At 42.5% G+C, this 16,275-nt stretch carries 22 protein-coding genes; 1 reads left to right on the top strand and 21 read right to left on the bottom strand.

Translation table 11 applies throughout. The features are described 5' to 3' along the window. Positions 1 to 118: 118 nt before the first annotated feature. The 21 genes from NSS92_RS03275 to NSS92_RS03175 all read right to left on the bottom strand — a co-directional run bounded on the left by NSS92_RS03275 (position 119) and on the right by NSS92_RS03175 (position 15,071). On the bottom strand, positions 119 to 1,009 hold the full coding sequence (locus tag NSS92_RS03275) for a polyprenyl synthetase family protein (protein WP_340866902.1): 891 nt from the start codon (positions 1,007 to 1,009) through the stop codon (positions 119 to 121). Then, positions 999 to 1,259, bottom strand: coding sequence for an exodeoxyribonuclease VII small subunit (locus NSS92_RS03270; protein ID WP_003215880.1), 261 nt, complete (start codon positions 1,257 to 1,259; stop codon positions 999 to 1,001). Before NSS92_RS03270 ends, NSS92_RS03275 begins: the two co-directional genes overlap by 11 nt. Beyond that, on the bottom strand, positions 1,256 to 2,602 hold the full coding sequence (gene xseA / locus NSS92_RS03265; protein ID WP_340866901.1) for an exodeoxyribonuclease VII large subunit: 1,347 nt from the start codon (positions 2,600 to 2,602) through the stop codon (positions 1,256 to 1,258). The genes NSS92_RS03270 and xseA overlap by 4 nt, the downstream gene beginning before the upstream one ends. A 70-nt stretch (positions 2,603 to 2,672) precedes the next feature. Further along, complete coding sequence (folD, locus tag NSS92_RS03260; protein ID WP_142945977.1) at positions 2,673 to 3,524, bottom strand: bifunctional methylenetetrahydrofolate dehydrogenase/methenyltetrahydrofolate cyclohydrolase FolD; 852 nt, start codon at positions 3,522 to 3,524, stop codon at positions 2,673 to 2,675. Between the two features lie 11 nt (positions 3,525 to 3,535). Continuing rightward, complete coding sequence (gene nusB / locus NSS92_RS03255) at positions 3,536 to 3,931, bottom strand: transcription antitermination factor NusB (RefSeq protein ID WP_340866900.1); 396 nt, start codon at positions 3,929 to 3,931, stop codon at positions 3,536 to 3,538. Between the two features lie 210 nt (positions 3,932 to 4,141). Continuing rightward, positions 4,142 to 4,549, bottom strand: coding sequence for an Asp23/Gls24 family envelope stress response protein (locus NSS92_RS03250; RefSeq protein WP_034280262.1), 408 nt, complete (start codon positions 4,547 to 4,549; stop codon positions 4,142 to 4,144). A 25-nt stretch (positions 4,550 to 4,574) separates the two neighbouring features. Next, positions 4,575 to 5,924, bottom strand: a complete 1,350-nt coding sequence (gene accC / locus NSS92_RS03245; RefSeq protein WP_039179872.1) for an acetyl-CoA carboxylase biotin carboxylase subunit — start codon at positions 5,922 to 5,924, stop codon at positions 4,575 to 4,577. Positions 5,925 to 5,935: 11 nt separating this feature from the next. Continuing rightward, entirely contained in the window at positions 5,936 to 6,418 is a 483-nt protein-coding gene (gene accB, locus NSS92_RS03240) for an acetyl-CoA carboxylase biotin carboxyl carrier protein (protein WP_340866899.1), read from the bottom strand. Positions 6,419 to 6,613: 195 nt separating this feature from the next. Further along, positions 6,614 to 7,246, bottom strand: a complete 633-nt coding sequence (locus NSS92_RS03235; protein WP_186318657.1) for a SpoIIIAH-like family protein — start codon at positions 7,244 to 7,246, stop codon at positions 6,614 to 6,616. Then, positions 7,246 to 7,917, bottom strand: coding sequence for a stage III sporulation protein AG (gene spoIIIAG, locus NSS92_RS03230; RefSeq protein ID WP_024428005.1), 672 nt, complete (start codon positions 7,915 to 7,917; stop codon positions 7,246 to 7,248). Before spoIIIAG ends, NSS92_RS03235 begins: the two co-directional genes overlap by 1 nt. Next, positions 7,910 to 8,542: a stage III sporulation protein AF gene (gene spoIIIAF / locus NSS92_RS03225; protein WP_041086144.1), complete on the bottom strand. Its 633-nt coding sequence runs from the start codon at positions 8,540 to 8,542 to the stop codon at positions 7,910 to 7,912. Before spoIIIAF ends, spoIIIAG begins: the two co-directional genes overlap by 8 nt. Positions 8,543 to 8,556: 14 nt before the next feature. After that, positions 8,557 to 9,750, bottom strand: a complete 1,194-nt coding sequence (gene spoIIIAE / locus NSS92_RS03220; RefSeq protein ID WP_340866898.1) for a stage III sporulation protein AE — start codon at positions 9,748 to 9,750, stop codon at positions 8,557 to 8,559. A gap of 19 nt (positions 9,751 to 9,769) precedes the next feature. Further along, complete coding sequence (gene spoIIIAD / locus NSS92_RS03215) at positions 9,770 to 10,183, bottom strand: stage III sporulation protein AD (RefSeq protein WP_087978339.1); 414 nt, start codon at positions 10,181 to 10,183, stop codon at positions 9,770 to 9,772. Then, a complete protein-coding gene (spoIIIAC, locus tag NSS92_RS03210) occupies positions 10,180 to 10,386 on the bottom strand; it encodes a stage III sporulation protein AC (protein WP_003153142.1) in 207 nt (68 codons plus the stop codon). Before spoIIIAC ends, spoIIIAD begins: the two co-directional genes overlap by 4 nt. Before the next feature lie 19 nt (positions 10,387 to 10,405). Further along, a complete protein-coding gene (gene spoIIIAB / locus NSS92_RS03205) occupies positions 10,406 to 10,921 on the bottom strand; it encodes a stage III sporulation protein SpoIIIAB (protein WP_024428003.1) in 516 nt (171 codons plus the stop codon). Further along, the gene (spoIIIAA, locus tag NSS92_RS03200) at positions 10,915 to 11,832 is read right to left on the bottom strand and encodes a stage III sporulation protein AA (RefSeq protein ID WP_340866897.1); all 918 of its coding nucleotides are present in this window, start codon (positions 11,830 to 11,832) and stop codon (positions 10,915 to 10,917) included. The genes spoIIIAB and spoIIIAA overlap by 7 nt, the downstream gene beginning before the upstream one ends. Positions 11,833 to 11,898: 66 nt before the next feature. Further along, entirely contained in the window at positions 11,899 to 12,180 is a 282-nt protein-coding gene (locus tag NSS92_RS03195; protein WP_024422953.1) for a YqhV family protein, read from the bottom strand. 170 nt (positions 12,181 to 12,350) lie between these two features. Further along, the gene (gene efp / locus NSS92_RS03190; RefSeq protein ID WP_024422954.1) at positions 12,351 to 12,908 is read right to left on the bottom strand and encodes an elongation factor P; all 558 of its coding nucleotides are present in this window, start codon (positions 12,906 to 12,908) and stop codon (positions 12,351 to 12,353) included. Between the two features lie 25 nt (positions 12,909 to 12,933). Beyond that, complete coding sequence (locus tag NSS92_RS03185; protein ID WP_041117955.1) at positions 12,934 to 13,995, bottom strand: M24 family metallopeptidase; 1,062 nt, start codon at positions 13,993 to 13,995, stop codon at positions 12,934 to 12,936. Next, positions 13,992 to 14,435 carry a type II 3-dehydroquinate dehydratase gene (gene aroQ, locus NSS92_RS03180; protein ID WP_267587343.1) on the bottom strand — a complete coding sequence of 148 codons (444 nt, stop codon included), beginning with the start codon at positions 14,433 to 14,435 and terminating at the stop codon, positions 13,992 to 13,994. The genes NSS92_RS03185 and aroQ overlap by 4 nt, the downstream gene beginning before the upstream one ends. 108 nt (positions 14,436 to 14,543) lie before the next feature. Next, positions 14,544 to 15,071 carry a YqhR family membrane protein gene (locus NSS92_RS03175; protein WP_267587342.1) on the bottom strand — a complete coding sequence of 176 codons (528 nt, stop codon included), beginning with the start codon at positions 15,069 to 15,071 and terminating at the stop codon, positions 14,544 to 14,546. Positions 15,072 to 15,293: 222 nt separating this feature from the next. Between NSS92_RS03175 and NSS92_RS03170 the strand changes: the two genes are divergently transcribed. Continuing rightward, the gene (locus NSS92_RS03170; protein ID WP_039179902.1) at positions 15,294 to 16,250 is read left to right on the top strand and encodes a DUF1385 domain-containing protein; all 957 of its coding nucleotides are present in this window, start codon (positions 15,294 to 15,296) and stop codon (positions 16,248 to 16,250) included. Positions 16,251 to 16,275: the final 25 nt, after the last annotated feature.

The raw sequence follows: 16,275 nt of genomic DNA, 5'->3' as shown, positions 1-16,275 counted from the left end.
TCTACATATATAATGCCTTATTCCTAGGAAAACCAAGCAGGAATAAGAGTTGTCTCATCATGATAAACTGTTTACAGTTTACCACAATTGCTCGAAGACCCTCAAATCTAGGCTGTTTTTAATGATCTCTTGAGGCGATCAGATCACATAACTCATGCAGCAATTGCTGCTCTAATTCAAGATTTGAGACAATTTCTTTTGCACGTGTGATGTGCTCGTGCAGCTTTTCTTTTGCTCCTGAAAGCGTTAATAAAGAAGGGTATGTCGACTTTTCATTCACTGTATCAGAGCCGACCCGTTTTCCTATTTTTTCTTCGCTTCCTTCGAGATCTAAAATGTCATCACGGATTTGGAAAGCAATGCCAATATGATAGCTGAATTCTCTTAGTTTTTCGATATCGTCATCAGATGCTCCTGCCAGCATTGCACCTGCTGTGACGCTGAATGTGAGAAGCTTTCCTGTTTTACGGGCGTGAATGGATTCTAATTCAGCAAGCGGCACTTGTTTTTGCTCTGCTTCCATGTCATCAAATTGACCGCCAACCATTCCTAGTGCACCTGCTGACCTCACAAGCTCATCTACGATTCTGAGCTTTTGGTCAGCAGAGACGCTGCTAGATAGCTGCGATGTAATGAGGCGGAAGCTTTCCGTTAAAAGTGCATCGCCAGCGAGGACCGCGGTTGCTTCCCCGTATACTTTATGGTTGGTCGGCTTTCCTCTGCGAAGGTCATCATCGTCCATGCAAGGAAGGTCGTCATGTATCAATGAATACGTATGAATCATCTCTACAGCACAGCCAACCGGTATGCCATCTTCTTCGTTTTTTCCGTAGGCATGTAATAAAGCAAGAACGAGAACAGGACGAAGTCTTTTCCCTCCAGCTTCAAGAGAGTAAAGCATTGAAGATTTTAGGTCTTCTGGAATCTTCAATTTCTGAACATATGTAAATAAATAATCTTCAATGGCCTGTTTTCGTGTTGTTAAAAAAGCCTGCAAATTACTTGTCACCAGCATCTGCCTCCTTCACTGAGAAAGGAGCCAGCTCACCGTCCTCTTTTAAAATGAAATCCATCTGCTTTTCAACGTGCTGTAATTTTTCATGACAAAGCTTTGAAAGTGTCATGCCTTCTTGGAAATAATGAATGGCTTGCTCAAGTGGTACATCTCCTTCTTCTAGCTTCCCAACGATCTCCTCAAGACCTTTCATCGCTTCTTCAAATGTCATTTGTTCTTCTTTTTGTTTATTTGATTCTGTCATGATGATTGCCCCTCCTTCTCAATAACCTCACAAATCAGACGTCCATCTTTCATGGTGATAGCCAGCTGATCCTTCGTATCGACTTGGTTCACACTTTTAATCAGTTCATCGTCTTTATAGGCTAAACTGTAGCCTCTTTCCATCACTTGAAGTGGATTTAATGCATTTAGTTTACCAAGAACAGATTGGAACTGCGAATGTATTGTTTTCATTTGCACATTCATGCTGCGAACGAGCTGTTCTGTTTCATTGGCGTGGCGTTTTTTCGCCTGAAGCAGCTGCTCTTTTGGATGAAGCGGCTTCAGCCTGTATGTCTGGCGGTCTAGTTGACTGCGTTTTTGTTCAATTTGTCTCGTCAGCTGTTTTTGAAAACGGTCAAATACCAAATCGAATTGCTGCTCTTTTTGCTCCTGCAATCGTTTTGGAAAACGGAATGCATAAGAGGATTGCAGCGCCACAAGACGGTCTTTCGCTTGTGACGTTCGATTTTTCACAGCCCTTGTGAGCCGAATGTCAATGGATTTGATTCGTTCTATTAAATCGGCTGTGCTTGGAACAGCGAGCTCGGCTGCTCCTGTTGGTGTGGGTGCTCTCATATCTGCAGTGAAATCACTGATCGTAAAGTCCGTTTCGTGCCCCACTGCAGAAATGATTGGAATGTCTGATGCGAAGATCGCTCTTGCGACAGCTTCTTCATTAAAGGCCCAAAGTTCTTCGATCGAACCGCCTCCTCTTCCGACAATCAAGACATCACAGAGCTGTTTTTCATTTGCTTCCTTGATCCGTTCTACGATTGAACGGGTGGCATTCTCACCTTGGACTAGCGCCGGAAGCACAATGATTTTCGCCTGCTGATAGCGCCGGTTAATTGTTGTGATGACATCTCGAACAGCCGCTCCTGTTGGGGATGTAATAACACCAACAACCTCTGGAAATTCAGGAATTGGTTTTTTATAGCGCGCATCAAATAAGCCTTCACTTGCCAGCTTTTTCTTCAACTCTTCATAAGCAAGATGAAGAGCACCAACACCATCAGGCTGCATTTCTTTTGCATATAATTGATAGTTGCCGCTTGGTTCATATACTTGAATCCCGCCGCGTACAAACACTTTCATTCCGCTTTTTGGTGAAAAAGGCAGCTTTGCTGCGGAACGCTGGAACATAACAGCTTGCATGCGTGCGTTCTCGTCTTTTAAGGTGAAGTACACATGACCTCTTGAATGAATCTTCACATTGGATAACTCACCTTTGATCCAAATATCTTCTAAATGCGGATCAACATCAAATTTTCTTTTTATGTATTTTGTAAGGGCTGTGACCGTCACAAAGGCTTTTTCACTCATGACGTATTCCTCCTCTTCAAAAACGCACATTCATCCACCGGCAGCATGCAGGTGGATGAATGGATAAAGCTTATGCTAATGTACGTTTTGCTGATTTAACCGTATTGTGTGCAAGCATCGTAATCGTCATTGGACCGACTCCGCCAGGGACTGGTGTAATGTAAGAAGCTTTTTCTTTTGCTTCTTCAAAATCAACATCCCCAACAAGCTTCCCAGTATCCAAACGATTGACTCCTACATCGATGACAATTGCGCCTTCTTTGATTTGGTCAGCTTTAATAAAGTTTGCTCGACCGACGGCAACAACTAAAATGTCCGCTTTTAACGTGTGTTCTGAAATATTTGCCGTTCTTGAATGGCAGTAAGTAACCGTCGCGTTTTCATTTAACAGCAATTGTCCAACTGGTTTGCCGACAATATTACTGCGTCCCACAACGACTACTTCTTTTCCGGAAAGACTGACACCCGTTTTTTTCAGTAATTCAACAATGCCTGCTGGTGTACAAGGAAGGAATGTATCTTCCCCAAGCAGCATTTTCCCGATATTTAATGGATGGAAACCATCCACATCTTTCTCAGGTGAAATACGTTCAATGACGGCTTTTTCAGAAATGTGTTTAGGCAGTGGAAGTTGAACAAGAATCCCGTGGAATTGATCGTTCGCATTGTACTGATCAATCAGCTGAAGCAATTCTTCTTCTGTTAAAGAAGCATCTAAATGATCAAGCTGGAAATGCATGCCCATTGCTTCTGCTGCTTTTTTCTTCCCGCGTACGTAAGAAAGTGAAGCCGGATCATCACCGATTAGAATAACGGCAAGACCAGGTGTGACTCCTTTTTGTTTTAGCTCTTCTACTTCTTTTGCTAATTGTTCACGCTTTTCTTTTGCTGTTTCTTTCCCATCGATGATTGCTGCTGTCATGTCGAATCCTCCTATTGCTGCTTTAGGTCGTTTTTAATGTTTGAAAGTACACCATTTACAAATTTCGGTGCTTTATCATCGCCGAATAATTTGGCGAGTTCAATCGCTTCATTCATTGAGACACTAACTGGGATGTCTTCTTGATACACCATCTCGTACACAGACAGCCTTAAAATGGCTCTGTCTACATTTGCAATACGATCGAGTTTCCAATTCACTAGATGCCGAGAGATCATGTCATCAAGTTTGTCCTTTTCTTCAAGCACACCGAAAACCAGTTCCTCGAAAAAAGGATCTGATTCTTGTTCATCCAGCGCATGTGTAATGGCCTCTTTCGGATCAATATTGCTCACATCAATTTGAAATAATGTTTGTAGCGCCTTTTCTCTTGCAGTTCTTCTTTTCATTATTTACTCCTTTAACCACTTTATCCGCTTGTCGTTAAGCCATACAGAGATCATAACATATTTTGACCGTGGTCGCACCAAGATCCATGCGAGCTGTGACGAAAAACGAATCAATCAACGCGTGACGTTATCAATATTCGGAAATGACCCAAAAATGGGCTTTAAAAAACCAAAGAGGCAATGCCTCCTTGGTTTCACTTGAACCCTTCTTTACATTTCTTGATCTACTTCAGCCTCAGGTGCTTTTGTATCAAATTGAATGCCAACGACATGAATGTTAATTTCATTAATCGTTAAGGCAGTCATATTCAAAAGGGTTTGACGGATATTTTCTTGTACAGCAGTGGATACCTTTGGAATGGATAGGCCAAATTCAACCACACAATACACATCAATTGTGATGCCTTCATCAGAGACATCTACTTTTACACCTTTACGGTGATTTTTCTTACCAAAGCGTTCTGCTACATCAGCAGCGAAATTGCCGCGCATTTCGGCAATGCCTTCGACTTCTGAAGCGGCGATCCCAGCAATGACTTCAATCACTTCTGGTGCAATTTGCACTTTTCCCAATTGATCTTCATCAAGGTTCATTTCAAGCAAATTGTTTTCTGACACGATCATTCACCTCCGAAAGCTGTGATTATTTCATGATTTGGTATGTTTCTAAAAACTTCGTATTAAAGTTACCACTCACAAATGTTTCATGCTCGAGCAATCTAAGGTGGAATGGAATCGTTGTATAGACTCCTTCAATAACGAATTCTTGAAGCGCACGTTTCATTTTCGCAATCGCTTCTTCTCTCGTCTTACCATATGTGATCACTTTTGCAATCATGCTGTCATAATATGGCGGAATCACATAGCCCGGATAAGCGGCAGAATCAACACGTACACCTAAACCGCCTGGCGGAAGATACATTTTAATTTCACCAGCTGAAGGCATGAAGTTTTTCTCTGGGTTCTCTGCATTGATACGGCATTCGATCGCCCAGCCTTCATATACGACATCCTCTTGTGTAAGAGAAAGCTTCTCACCTGATGCAACCTTGATCTGTTCTTTGATCAAGTCTACACCTGTGACCATTTCTGTCACAGGATGCTCTACTTGAATACGAGTATTCATTTCCATGAAGTAGAACTTCTCTTCATTATAATCATAAATGAATTCGACTGTTCCAGCACCTGTGTATTCAACAGCTTCTGCTGCTTTTACGGCTGCTTCACCCATTTGCTCACGGATGTCTGCATTCAGTGCTGGTGATGGCGTTTCTTCAAGAAGCTTTTGCATTCTTCTTTGGATCGAGCAATCACGCTCTCCTAAATGAATCGTATTGCCATGCTGATCTGCAAGCACTTGGATTTCCACATGTCTAAAGTCTTCAATGAACTTTTCTAAATAGACACCAGGGTTCCCAAAGTTTTGCGCCGCTTCCTGCTGCGTGATGGTCACTCCGTTAATAAGCTCTTCTTCTGTACGAGCCACACGGATTCCTTTACCGCCTCCGCCTGCAGTTGCTTTAATAATCACAGGATACCCAATACTAGCTGCTGTTGAAACAGCATCATCAAGATCTTTTACAATTCCTTGAGAACCAGGAACGATCGGGACGCCTGCACTCTTCATTGTTTCACGCGCGACATCTTTCGTTCCCATTTTGGAAATCGCTGACGCAGTTGGGCCAACAAAAATCACATTACATTCCTCGCAAAGCTCTGCGAAGTCTGCATTTTCTGCTAAAAAGCCGTATCCTGGGTGAATGGCATCTGTCCCTGTTAATTTTGCTACACTGACAATATTCGTGACATTTAAATAACTATCTTTAGAAGCAGTCGGTCCGATGCAATATGCTTCATCAGCCATTTGTACATGCAGCGCATCGCGATCCGCTTCAGAAAATACCGCAACAGTTTCAATTCCAAGCTCTTTACAAGCGCGGATAATTCTAACTGCGATTTCTCCTCTGTTTGCAATTAATAGCTTTTTAATCATGATCGTACTCCTTACTCTGCTTTCACTAGAAAGAGGGGTTGTCCGAATTCTACAAGCTGACCGTTTTCAGCTAATACTTCGACGATTTCACCTTTTACTTCTGCTTCGATTTCATTAAACAGTTTCATCGCTTCCACGATACATACAACTGAATTTTCCTTCACCTTAGAACCTGTTGTCACGTATGGATCTGCTTCTGGTGAAGATGAAGCATAAAATGTGCCAACCATTGGGGATGTGATTTTATGCAGATTTTCAGACACAGCTGCCTCTTGTGCAGGGGCTTCGGTCTGAGCTGGAGCTTGTGCTGTAGGAGCTTGTTGAGCTGGAGCTGCTTGGACTGGAGCCACTGGTGCTGGTGCCGCAACTTGCTGAACGACTTCTTTATTTTTCTTCAGTTTGATTTTTGCACCTTCGTTTTCGTACGTAAACTCATCGATTGTAGAGTCGTCAATTAATTTAATCAGTTCATGAATTTCTTCGATTTTTAACATGGATTTGCACCCCTATGTATGGATTTATCTTTTTATTATAGGCTAGTACTAAAAGTACATACTATAACCATCTTACAGGAGGATTTCAATGAATTCAACTACTATTGTGGCGAAGCGTCTCACGAAAGCACCTTGGAAGGGGCGTCAAGCCGCATCAAAAAACGCCCTTTTCGGCAAAGGGCGCCAGTTCATTTTTTATTGATTAGTGGGCTCAAAAGTGACAGCTACGTTATCAAGACCTCTCATTTCTTTTGTGACCATATCAATAATATCGGCCGCTTGAGACTTTGATTTTTTATCAGAACGAACCGTGATGCTCACTTTATCTCCTTCAGCACTTACGAGCGCATCTTTATAGCCTTTTGTTTTGATCAAGGTCTCGAGCTGACGCTCAGTCCCTTCTGCCTCACTAAGTGCGGTCATTTGATCATATGCTTCACTTTTTTCTTGTGCTGTTGCATCGTCACTGGACACGATTTCGTTGAATTCTTCGCGCTGCTTGCTTCGTTTATCTTCAAGTTCTAGTCTGTATGTTGTAAAAAGCTCATCATCTGTTTGCTCTGACACAGCCTTTCCTTCTTCACCGCTTGTTTCGATATCCTCTTGTTTGCCGTTTGTTTCTTTGTCAGTGGATTTCTTATCAGCGCCTTTTTCCGTTCCTTTATCCGTCCCTTTTTCTGTTTCAACCTTTTTCTCTTCAGTGCCTTTTGATTTCGTATCTTCTACTGTCACTGCATTTTCACCCTGTGGAGACATGATATAGTACACACTTAATACGACAACTAAACTTAGCATCGTTAATAGCCAAACCGTTTGTTTTTTTAACATCATTCCGAATCCTCCTTGATTTTTTTAGGGGCAACAGCCACTCTATGGCTCGGTACATCAAGCACTCGTGTAACCGCTTCAATGATGGTTTTCTTTATTTGAACGTTGTCTACTCCTTGAGCAACAACGAGGACACCTCGGATTTCTGGTTTTTTCGTTTGAACAACGACTGGTGTTTCTTCATTGCCATTTTTGATAATGACGACTTCTTCTTCCTTTGTTTGATCGGTGACACTTCGCACGCCGCCTTCTTTATCTGTTTCCTCGGTCGTTGTACTTTTATTGGATTTGTTTTTTTCAAACACTTTTAAGGAAGTTGCATCTACATTGACCACAATTGATACATCCTCAACGCCGATGATGGTCTCTAAAATTTCTTTCAGCTGATTTTCGTATTCTTGCTCCACGTCCTCAATTGAATTCTTTGGTTTACCTGAGGATGCCGGTTTGAATACCTCCTGCTCTTCTGAGGATGTTTTTTTAGATGCAGGAACCGCAGCTTGTTGTTTGCTTGATGGCGGTGACAAGATCTGACTGACTAACATGAAAGATACGCCGATAATGAATACAAGCAGCAAGTAATGGTGCTTCGTTAATTTAGGTTTCCCTTCACCTTTTTCAGGCGGCTGGAAGAATGATTTCAGCTTTTGTTTCCAGTCCTTGTTATTCATGATCTGCTGCGTCACCTCCCTCAATGTTCAGCGCGATGTGCTCAGGACTCGTATTCCAAACATCAGCAAGTGTCTCTTTCACCCTCGTGATCTCTTTGCTAGAAGATTCAGCGCTTTCCTCCTTTTGCCTGGAGAGATCAATGTCCACCTTTGCCACCGTTTCTACAGCATCACCTGTGAGCGGGGAAAGAACTGCTTTGATGCGAAATTGATCCGCCTCCATATTCTGATCCAGATGCTCCTCATCAGCCAGCACTTCTACGTGTTTCATTTCATAGCTCTCCTTCTCCAGTGGCTCCTTTGCGCTTTTTTCTAGTTGGACAGCCATTTGCTTTAAAATATATGCACGCTGAGAGGCTTGTATTTCTTTTTTTTCTAAATTCATCTGATTTTTTATTTCTTCTGACTGCGCTTCTTCCTTCCCTTTCATCAATTCTGAAAAAATTTGATCAGGATCTGCTCGAAATAAAGCAAAAATCGGATTGAGCATTACCACGATTAGCAGCAGGCTGACGACCATTTTTGCATACTTTTGCATGCTTGAATTGGGAAGCAGAAGATCAATAACAATCGCAAATAAGATAAAGAGAATAATACTAGTGATCCATTCCGTGAGAAAGCTCAAAAGGTGTCCCCTCCTTACTTCATCATCATGGTCAGGTTACCCGCAGTAATGATGACGGTAATGCTTAAAAAGAACATAAGCGACACAACAGCAAGTGCGGCAAATATATACAGCACACTTTTTGAGATGACATCAAGACAGCTGATGATGGGTCCGCCCCCTAACGGCTGAAGGACGGCAGCAGCAAGCTTATAGATAAGGGCTAACGAAAGTACTTTAATTGCCGGGAAGGCGGCAATTGAAATCAAAATGGCGACCCCAACTAGTCCGACTGTATTTTTGAGTAAAACTGAGGCACTGATCACGGTATCCGTCGCATCTGTAAACATTCTGCCTAGGACAGGGATGAAGTTTCCGGTAATGAATTTGGCTGTACGAAGAGCGATTCCATCCGTAACGGCAGCAGATGCACCCTGAACGGAAATGACGCCGAGAAAAACGGTTAAAAAAACGGCAAGCCCGCCAATTGCCACATTTCTTAACAGCTGGGCAAGCTGGGTGACCTTGTATTGTTCGGTCAGCGTACTAATAATGCTCAATATCGCTGATAAAAAGATGAGCGGGAGAACAACATACTGAATGAAAACACCGCTCGTGTTCATTAAAAATAAAATAACGGGATGAAAGAATCCGGCTGAGACAAGCCCGCCTGATGAAGCAATAAGCGCTAGTAAAAGAGGAATAAGAGCAAGAATAAAACTGGTCATCGTTTGAATAGCCTCTGTTGCATAGGAAATCGCCACATGAAAGCTGTTGAGTGCAATAATGATCAGCACCATATAAACAAGAGCATATGCGACTTTGCTGACGGTGCTTTGTTCAAAAGCATTTTGCAAAAGCTGCAAAAGCGAACAAAAGATGGTGAGTAAAATCAGAGTACCTAGGAGCTTTCCGTTTGCAATGACCTCGTGAAATAAATAATGTACAAAGGCTTTCAGCCATGTTTGGGGAGACAGCTCTTTATCGCCGTCAATCATTTCCTTCACTGTGCCCTTTTGGCTTTCTGGCAAAAAGCCGCCATACTCGTCCAATATGGTTTCCCAAAAGTCACTGATGGAATGAAGCTCAAGTGCATCAGCCTGTCCATTCGCCACTTCTTCTGCTGCTGGCTGTTCATTAGATAAAGCTTCTTTTTCTTCTGCACCTGCATGGGGAGCAATCAGCCAAAAGAAAAGCATCAATCCTATAACAGCAGTCACCCGTTTCATTGTCATCACCTCTTTTCATTTACGTCATGGACGGGATCATCCCTAAGATCGTCTCAATGATGACTGTTAAAATCGGGACTGCCATAACCAAGATGAGGATCTTGCCGCCTAGCTCTATTTTTGATGCAATGGCACCTTGTCCAGCATCCTTTGTCAGCTGAGCGCCAAATTCCGCAATATAGGCAATGCCAATGATCTTCAATATGGTTTCAACATACTTCATATTGACGCCGGCACTTGCCGCAATTTTTTCAATCATCGAGATAATGGCATAGATTTGATCAATTAAATAAAGGAAAATCACACATCCGGTAAAAACCACAAGCATAAAGGCGAAGGTTGGCTTTTGTTCTTTGACGATTAATGCTAAAAAAGTAGCGATTAAACCAAGTCCAACAATTTGTATGATTTCGATTTGTAAGCCCTCCCCTATCCTTGAAATAGAAATACGGCTTTAATCTTTTTAAACAAATCGTCTACAATGGTTGCCACCATAAACAAAATGTAGATAAACCCAAGCAGCGTCACCCACTGAGCGTACTCTTTCTTCCCCATTTGGTCTAAAATCGTATGGAGAAAGGCCACGACGATGCCTACTCCGGCAATTTGAAAAATGACGTTTACATCAACGCCCATGCTCTCGACTCCCTTCCTCTCACATCAATAAAAGAATCAGTAGTAATCCGCTTAAAAACCCGAGGCTTCTGACCATTTTTTCATTTTTTGCTTGGGCGATTTCAGCTTCTTTCTCCTCTGATTCCAAATGGCCTAAAGCAAGCTTGATATACTTTTGCTGAGAAGTGACATCATGCTGGCCAAGTGTTTCTCCAAAGTGTTTCAATGCCTCATATTCGCCTTTTTTCAATACGGTTTTTTTCCAAACATCCTCAAGACTTTCGTTCCATGCATGCCGTGCAGAAAAAGTCCCCACTTTCAGCTTTTCTGCAAATTGTTCAAACAGCTGATTCACAGGAGGACCTACCTGTGCTGCAATTTGCTCTGCCGCCCGCGCTAAAGGGGTTTGACCATACATAATTTCAGCTTCAAGAGACTGGAGAGCAAACCGCAGCTGCCGAATTTGTTTAGGTCTGTCACTATATCGTTTGGCAAACTCGAATCCTCCCCAAGTCGTGGCCGCGACAATGAAAATAGCGCCAATGAGCTTTAACACACTCCCCGCCTCCATTTCATCTCTTGGCCGTCTCGGTCGTACATCCGCCCGATCGTGCCTGGCCCATTGTTTCGATTTAATTCAACATATCGTTCAAACACACGAAGCTTCCATAACGGTTTAAATGAAGGACGTTTATATACATCTTCAAGTGAATAGCCATGAGCTGAGACGATGATGCCTACTCCGGCATGAATCGCTTCTAAAAGTGCCTCGACATCCTCACTTTTTCCGATTTCATCGACAATCATGACCTCTGGGCTCATAGACCGAATCATCATCATCAACCCTTCAGCCTTTGGACACGCGTCGAGTACATCAATCCGGTGGCCAAAATGGTGCTGCGGGACCCCTCTTATACATCCGGCGATTTCAGAACGCTCATCAATAATGCCTGTTTTTCTAGGAGGGATTGTCTTTGTGCCGGTACTAGCAAGACGTGCTATATCCCGCAGCAGTGTGGTTTTCCCCGTTTGCGGGGGACCGATGATGAGTGTATTGTGCCAGTGTTCTTCATATAAATAAGGAAGAAAAGGAAGCGCAATCCCGATTTTTTCTTTGGCAATGCGGATATTAAATGAAGAGATATCTCTTAACCCTTTGACGAATCCGTTTTCAACGATCACCTTTCCTGCAAGTCCCACCCGGTGTCCGCCAGATATGGTGATATAGCCCTGTTTTAGCTCTTCCTCAAGTGTATACATGCTGTAATTGCTCAGTCTGCCTAAAAGCTGAGACGCATCTTCCCCTGTTGTGTGATAAGAAAGAAAACGTGGTTTTCCTCCTTGCATCAGTTCTATAGGACGATCCGTGCGAATGCGGATTTCTTCTATTTGCGCCCATTCTGCCTCTTTCAGCAGTCTGAGTTCTTGTCCAATCGAGTGCGGGAGAATATCCAACAAACTCCGCAACGAATTCCCCTCCTTTTTTTCTTCTCTAAAATGTATGATGTGAGCCGTTAATTATGCCAAGCCGTTTCACTTATAGATCCCAACGAGAATAAACACGACACCAATGAAAATAAACACGAGCTTGGCATAGGATAGCTGCCCTGCAATTTGATAGATTCCAATCGTCATCGTGATAATAAAAATGAGCGGTCCGATAATCGCCAATATACTATTGATGACTACCGCTTTCCGTACATCATTTGTGATTAAAATGAGGATGGCGGCCGTCAGTTCAATGGCGGCAGATAAAAACCTCATACCTGCCATTGCAGCGACTGACGGGTGTAGACCTGGGAGAAATTGTTTCATATAGAACCTCCAGCTTTTTTTACACTATATGCTTGACCAGCTGGAAGTAGTCTTGTTTTTCAGGAAGGAAGAGAGATGAATGAGAGAATTGAGAGAAGGCCTGTCTTGAGGAGTCATTTTTCCAATAAAAAAAGGCTGTAAACACGAGGTTTACAGCCTTTTTTCGTTCATTACGCTCTTGAAACGTATGAGCCGTCTGATGTATTAATCACTAGTTTATCTCCTTGGTTCACAAAGAAAGGAACGTTGACGATTAAACCAGTTTCAGTTTTTGCAGGTTTTGAACCGCCTGATGTTGTGTCACCTTTAATACCAGGCTCTGTTTCTACTACTTCTAGTTCTACTGTGTTTGGAAGTTCTACTCCAAGTGTTTCAGCACCGTACATCACGATTTGAACAGACATATTTTCAAGCAAATATTTCAGCTCATCTTTAATTTGTGCTTCACTAAGTTCAAGCTGCTCATAGGAGCTTGTATCCATGAAAACATGCTGATCGCCATTTGCATACAAGTATTGCATTGTTTTTGTTTCAATTTGAGCTTTCGCTACTTTTTCGCCTGCGCGGAATGTTTTTTCTTGAATGGCACCAGTACGAAGGTTACGCAGTTTCGAACGAACAAACGCTGCGCCTTTCCCTGGTTTTACGTGCTGGAAATCCACTACTCGCCAAATACCGCCGTCCACTTCAATTGTCAGGCCAGTACGAAAATCGTTTACTGAAATCATTTTGTCATCCTCCTACATTTCACCATCATAATATGATAAGTTCTTTCGGTGAGTGGGTCAATCGTTTATTGCCGTCAGCTGTCAGGACAATATCATCCTCAATTCTCACGCCGCCGACATCTGGCAAGTAAATTCCCGGCTCAACTGTGACGACCATTCCCTCTTCTAAGACGACCTCTGATCGTGAGGAAAGGCCTGGCGCTTCATGTACTTCCATACCTAGTCCGTGCCCGGTTGAATGCCCGAAGTATTGACCATAGCCATACTTTTCAATGATGTCTCGTGTGATGCGGTCAGCTTCTTTTCCTGTTAAGCCTGGCTTGATTCTATCCACACCAGCGTTTTCTGCTTCTAATACGATATGATAAATTTCCTTGAGCTTGTCGCTTGGTGTTCCGACAGCAATCGTTCTTGTCATATCAGAACAATAGCCTTTATAGTAAGCACCGAAATCGAGTGTCACTAAATCACCAGATTCAATTACCTTTTCACTCGCTCTCCCGTGTGGCAGGCTTGAACGAACACCTGAGGCTACAATCATATCGAATGAAGATCCTTCAGCACCTTCTTTTCTCATGAAAAATTCAAGCTCGTTCATGACAGCAATTTCCGTCAAGCCCGGCTTGATGTAAGTGAGAATATGATCAAAGGCGTGATCTGCAATCTTCGCAGCTTCCTCTAATATCTTAATCTCTTCACTAGACTTAATCAAGCGCAACTTTTCAACTGATTCAGAGACTGGAACAAGCTCTATACCACCTGCTTTGGCTGCGTACTGCTGGTACGTGGCAAATGTCATATGGTTTTGTTCAAAACCAAGGCGTTTTACTCCAAATTCCTTTGCCGTTTGGGCAGCCGTTTCCACAATGTTTCCTTTATGTTCAATGATGTCATAGCCTTTGACTTGGTCCTTCGCTTGCTCTGTATAGCGGAAGTCCGTGATAAAAGCTGCCCGGTCCTTTGAAACGACAGCAAGACCGGCAGATCCGGTAAAGCTGGTCATGTACTGTAAATTAAAGCTACTCGTAATGACAAGGCCATCGATCTCTAATTCGCTTAAAAGTGTTCTTAGTTTTTCAAGCTTCATGATACTGCTCCCCCTTCACTGACTAAATAACGAATCGCCAATTTATACCCTTCTAAGCCAAGTCCAACGATTTGCCCTTGGCATACTGGAGCAAGTACAGAATGATGGCGGAATTCTTCTCTCTTATGAACATTTGTGATATGTACTTCAATGACTGATAAAGAAATACTTGCAATGGCATCTCTCAGCGCATAGCTGTAGTGGGTAAAAGCACCCGGGTTAAACACGACACCATCGTACTGATCTTCTGCTTCATGGAACGCATCAATCAAATCCCCTTCGTGATTTGATTGAAAGAACGTTAACTGGATATTTGCTCGTTCTGCAAACTGGAACAAATCCGTTTCTAAATCTGTCAGCGTCTTACTTCCATAAACAGCAGGCTCTCTTTTGCCAAGCCTATTTAAATTGGGTCCATTCAGCACAAGAAAATGAGGCATATGAACACTCCTTCACCCTAATTTAATCTATATCGATATCTGTTTCTTTTTCCTTAGAAACCTTTCGTTTCCAAAAATATTTTATCATATGAATAGATGATTTACACTTTATTCTGTCTTTTTCCCGAGTGCCCTCGCAAGCTTCTGACTCGTCAATTCATTATATTCAAACGAAATGCTGTACCCGACAAACATGCCATATAAAATATATAGGCAAAATGTCGTGATAATGGTGCTTTGCTGCAACTCTTGTACTTGCTTTACATCTGGGAAAATGGGATTAAACACGTAAAAAACGAGCAGCCATAAAAGCCCGCCATATATCAAACCCATCCAAAAACCTTTGATCCTTTTTAAAAGCCCATAATAAATAAAGGCCGCTCCAATCGATAAAATTCCTAACAGCACAATACTGATAAAAGTGCCAAGTCCTCCCTTTTTCCAATCTCCAAGCACAAATGGCTGAAGCAGCATATTGGGACTCACCTCTGAAAAATGAAACACATGGGTCAGAAACCCGATAAAGCCCCAAAAAACACCGCCGACAAAGCCAGCAGCAGCTGCCCTTGCCACCAGTGATGACGTTTGCACGGACTGATTTTTTTCATCTTGGTTTTTCTTTTCATCACGTTTCAATTGTGAACACCTCCAGCAAGTAGTATGTCCAAAATGTCATGAAAAAAAAGATTTCCATGCGTGTGTGTAAAATTTTTATAACAGGGTATACTGGCTAAAAAGAGGTAGATAGAATTCTAGTAGATAATCGACCTGTGCGCTAGTGATTTCCCCTCATTTCCTGTACAATAAAGGTATAAGGAAATGCATGTAAATTACAGGAAACAGGCAGGTTGATGAAATATGTCCAATCAAACAAAACCTCCAGCATATGGAGGGCAGGCAGTTGTCGAAGGTGTCATGTTCGGAGGTAAAAAGAACTATGTGACAGCGATTCGGCGAAAGGACCAGTCCATTGAGTTTTTGAAGCTTCCCCGGACCTCCAATAAACGAACCGCCTTTCTCAAGAAAATCCCCTTTGTCAGGGGTGTTGCTGCACTTGTTGAAGCAAGCGCAAACGGCAGTAAGCACTTAAACTTCTCCAGTGAGCGATATGACTTAGATCCTTCTGAAGATCATACTCTTGAAAAAGAACAAAAAGGCTCGAAATTATCAATGATTTTCGGCATTGCTGTGATCGGAGTTCTCTCTCTTCTCTTTAGTAAATTTGTCTTTACACTGGTACCTGTCTTTTTAGCAGAGCTGGTGCGTCCCATCTTTTCAGGGAATTTCGCACAAATCGCAGTTGAAACATTCTTCAAATTGGTCCTTTTATTAGGCTATATTTACTTTATTTCCATGACCCCTTTAATTAAAAGAGTATTTCAATATCATGGGGCAGAACATAAAGTCATAAACTGCTATGAACAGAACCTTGACATCACAGTGGAAAATGTCCAAAAGCAATCCCGTCTGCATTATCGATGCGGCAGCAGCTTTATCTTATTCACTGTCATTGTCGGGATGTTCGTCTATTTACTCGTACCGACAGATCCTTTATGGGTGAGAGTTCTGAACCGCTTGGCGCTCATTCCGGTTGTTCTGGGCATTTCATTTGAAGTGCTTCAGCTCACCAACAAACTCCGAGAAGTGCCTGTGCTTAAAGTGCTTGGCTATCCTGGCCTTTGGTTGCAATTGCTCACAACAAAAGAACCCTCTGACGATCAAGTCGAGGTAGCCATTGCAAGTTTTAATGAACTTCTTCGTTTAGAGGAAGCGTCTCTGAAACAAGCGTCAGATTCTGCTCATCAAGTGATCTAGCTTATAAATCCGGTAAATTCCTTCG

Origin of the sequence: Bacillus sp. FSL M8-0166, from assembly GCF_038008825.1 — a bacterium.
Lineage (GTDB): Bacteria > Bacillota > Bacilli > Bacillales > Bacillaceae > Bacillus > Bacillus safensis.
The sequence above is the reverse complement of the archived record's forward strand: the minus strand, read 5'-3'. Positions and strand labels throughout refer to the sequence as shown.